This window comes from Leucobacter sp. M11 (assembly GCF_035726885.1).
Classification (GTDB): domain Bacteria; phylum Actinomycetota; class Actinomycetes; order Actinomycetales; family Microbacteriaceae; genus JAPFRB01.
Window position 1 is genome coordinate 33,191 of record NZ_JAPFRB010000008.1, and the last position, 3,697, is coordinate 36,887.

The following is a 3,697-nucleotide window of genomic DNA, read 5'->3' on the forward strand; positions in this document are numbered from 1 at the left end:
TCAGCGGGCGGCCCTTGCGCGCGAGGAGGAGCAGGTAGCTCTCCAGGGCGTACTCGGGGTCGCGGGCGCCGCCCTTGAGTTGCCACTCGGTCTCGGCGGCGGCCTCGATGGCGCGGGCGAGGTCGGCCTCGCGCCAGCCCCGGCTGTCCTGCATCGCGCGGTCCACCTGCCAGGGGGCCATGCCGAGCTCTTTGGCAAGCTGGGCGCTGCCGCCCCTGGCGCCGTAGGTGCGGGCCATCGCGCGCACCTTCATGTTGACGGCGGCGAGCAGCGGAATGGGGTCCGTGCCGGAGGCCAGCGCGTGCCGGAGCAGGATGAGCGCGTCGCCCGATTTGCCCGCGATGGCCGCGTCGGCCACCTTGAAGGCGTTCGTCTGCACCTGCCCCGCGTAGTAGCGCTCGACCGTGCCCTCGTCGATGCGGGTGCCCGCGTCGGCGACGAGCTGCTCGCAGGCCGCGGCGAGCTCGGCGAGCTCTCCCGTGAAGGCCTGCGCGAGCATCCGCAGGGCCCCCGGGGCGATCTGCGCGCCGAGGCGGCGAAACTCGGCCTGCACGAAGGAGAAGCGGTCCGCGTCCTTCTTGATCTCGGCGCAGACGACCTCGATGCCCCCGCCCTGGCCGGAGCGGATCAGGTCGAGCACGGCCTTGCCGCGCTGGCCGCCGCCGTGGCGCAGGGTCACCGTGGTGCCCTCGGCCGGATCGGCGAGATAGCGCTTCATGTCGGCGAGGAAGTCGTCGCTGCTCTTTTCGACGGCGGAGACGCGGATCAGCCGCGGCTCCCCGAACAGGGAGGGGCTCGCGAGCGTGAACAGCTCCCCCGCGCCGTAGCCCGCCGCGTCCACGTCAGACACCTCAAGGGACGGGTCCTGGGCGAGCAGGTCGTCGCGCACCGCGCGCCCGGCGCGGTCCGCGAGGAGCGTCTCGGGGCCGGTGATGAGCACCACGGGCGCGGGCCGGGCCTCGGACCAGGCCAGCTGCGCAATTTTGGCGCGCGCGCCAGCCCGTGCCGGTTGTTTTTTCGCTGCGACTGCCACCCCCGCAGTCTACCGCGCCCCGCCCACACCCGGGCCGCCCGGGCATCGCCTGGCGCGCCCGGGGTGCCCGGGCCCAGCGCCCCCTGGCCGAGGATCTCCCGGCCGAGCCAGACGGTGCCGAGTTCATCGGTGCGCAGCGGCTCCGTGCCCGCCTCCGCGAGGGCTCGGAGCGCCTCCGGGCGGGGGTGCCCGTAGCGATTGTCCGCGCCCACGCTGAGCAGGCCAAGCGACGCCGCGTAGCGGCGGTACAGCTCGGGGTCCTGATCGGCCGAGCCGTGGTGGGCGACCTTCACGACGCGGACGGTCCCCGCCGCCGCCGCGGGGAGTTCCGCGCGCACGCGGGCCTGCTCGGGCGCGCCCAGGTCGCCGAGGGCGAGCAGTTCCCAGCCCGGCGCGCTCGCGCGGAGCACGAGGCTCCCCGCGTTGACCGACTCGGGCGGGCGATCCCCCGCGGGGAACAGGATCTCCCAGCTCAGGTCCCCCAGCGTGCCCGCGTCCCCGGCCCCGCCGATCCGGGGCTCGACCCCGGCCCGGCGCAGGGTCTGCGCCACGGGCCGCTCGCCCCGCGCCACGAGCGCCCCCACCGGCTCGGGGGCGATGAGCGCCGCCCGCACCCGATCGGCCACCTCGGGGAGCGCGCCGATGTGGTCGAGGTGGTCGTGGCTGAGCACGAGCAGGTCGATGCGACCAACGCCCGTCTCGCGCAGGCAGCGCCGCAGGGCGGCCGCATCGTCGCCCACGTCGATCAGGATGACCCCGCCCGAGCCGCGCACGAGCACGGCGTCGCCCTGCCCGACGTCGCAGGCGACGATCCGCCAGTCCCCTGTCCCGGCGAGCCGGCTCAGGGCGGGCAGCAGCGCAATCGCGACGCCGAGCGCGAGCCCGGCGGCGAGCACGCGGGTGCCCCCGCCCCGGGAGCCCCGGCCGCGCCGGAGCGCCGCGCCGAGGAGCACGGCGCCCTCGACCGCCGCGAGGAGGAGCGCGCCCGGCCAACCCCCGGGCCAGGGCAGCTGGGCTCCCGGCAGGGAGCCCAGCTGCTGGGCGACCCCCGCGATCCACGCGGCGGGCAGGGCGGCGAGCCAGACGGCGACCTCGCCGAGGACCGGGACGACCCCGCCGAGCAGGCAGGCGAGGAGCCCCAGCACGGTTGCCGCGGGCGCGGCCGGGGCGGCGAGGATATTCGCGGGGATGCCCGTGAGCGGGATGCTGGGTTCGAGCAGGATGAGCAGCGGCTGGCAGGCGAGCTGCGCGACGACGGGCACCGCAACCACCGGGGCGAACCAGCCGGGCAGCCAGCGGCCGAGCCAGCGCGCGAGCGGGACGGCCCCCAGCAGGATGCCCGCGGTCGCGAACACGGAGAGGGCGAAGCCCGCCGACCGGGCCTGCCAGGGATCCGCGGCCAACAGCGCGATGACGGCGACACCGAGGGCCGGGAGCCCCGCGGATTTGCGCCCGCTGAAGACCCCGACGAGGACAACGACGGCCATCACGGTGGCCCGGAGCACGCTGGGTTCTGGACCCGTGACCAAGACGAAGCCGAGCAGGCTGCCCGCGGCCGCGAGCAGGCGCAGCCCCCCACCGACGCCGAGCCGACGGAGCGCGCCGGTGACGAGCCCCGTGATGACCGCGCAGTTGGACCCGGAGACGGCGATGAGGTGGGTCAGCGAGCTGCGCTTCATCCGTTCGTCCAGCTCGGGCGTGACCGCGCGGGTGTCCCCCACGGCGAGGCCCGGGATGAGGCGGCCCGGGTCCCCCGGGACGGCGGCGGCGAGCCGGGCGAGGGTGCCGCGCAGCCGCTGCGCGAGCCCCTGCGCCGGGCCGAGCGGGAGCCGCTCGGGCTCCGCGCGTTCGGCCTGGAGCAGGAGCGCGGCGCTGTCCCCCGGGGCCGCCGCGCGCGCGGAGCCTGTGACGCGGAGCCGGGCCCCCGGGCCGAGCCCCTCGGCGTGCTCCGGGGAGAGCGCGACCGCGAGCGGCACCCGCAGCGCCTGCTCCGCGGCGGCGTCCCCCGGGCGGGCCGTCTGGCTCCGCGCGCTCACCCAGGCGAGCGCGGAGCCGGGCCGCTCGCTGATCCGCGGGTATCCGGTGAGCTCCAGGGTGAACTCGACCACGCCCGACCCGCGAAGCACCGCGTCGAATACGGGGCCGGATCGGGCCGCCTCCCCGGCGCGGAGGGCGAATCCGAGCAGGACGAGCACCGCCAGGGTGACGCCCCCGGCCCCCGCCGCCCGCCGAAGCGCCGGGCGCGCGGCGGGGCAGAGGAGGAACAGGACGAGCGCTCCCCCGCCCGCCCCGAGCCCCAGCCAGAAGAGCAGCGCCCCCGCGCCCGGACGGGCGAGCGCGGCGGCGGTGACCGCCCAGCCCAGGAGCGCCGGCGCGAAGAGCCGGAGATCGGGCCGCGCCGCGCCCGACGGGGGCCCCTCGGGAACCGTTGCGTCGGAGCGCGCGCCCCGGTTGCGAAGCTGCGCAATCGGCGGGATCACACCGTGACGAGGTCGCGCAGGCCGGCGAGGGTGCGTTCCCCGATCCCGGAGACGAGCAGCAGGTCCTCGACCGCCCCGAAGCCGCCGCGGTCCGCGACGTGCGCCAGGATCCGCTCGGCCAGCGCGGGGCCCACCCGCGGCAGCGTTTGCAGTTCCTCGGCGCTCGCCGTGTTGAGGTTCACGA

General features: G+C 77.1%; 2 protein-coding genes and 1 pseudogene. All 3 read right to left on the bottom strand.

What is annotated here, in order from left to right:
- The coding region (gene holA / locus OOT08_RS18620; protein ID WP_325094390.1) for a DNA polymerase III subunit delta at window positions 1-1,033 on the bottom strand (1,033 nt) is incomplete at its 3' end.
- Between the two features lie 365 nt (window positions 1,034-1,398).
- Window positions 1,399-3,513: pseudogene (locus OOT08_RS18625) on the bottom strand (ComEC/Rec2 family competence protein); the annotation flags it as partial.
- On the bottom strand, window positions 3,510-3,697 hold a 188-nt coding region (locus OOT08_RS18630), incomplete at its 5' end, for a ComEA family DNA-binding protein (protein ID WP_325094391.1). The gene OOT08_RS18630 and the pseudogene OOT08_RS18625, both read right to left, overlap by 4 nt.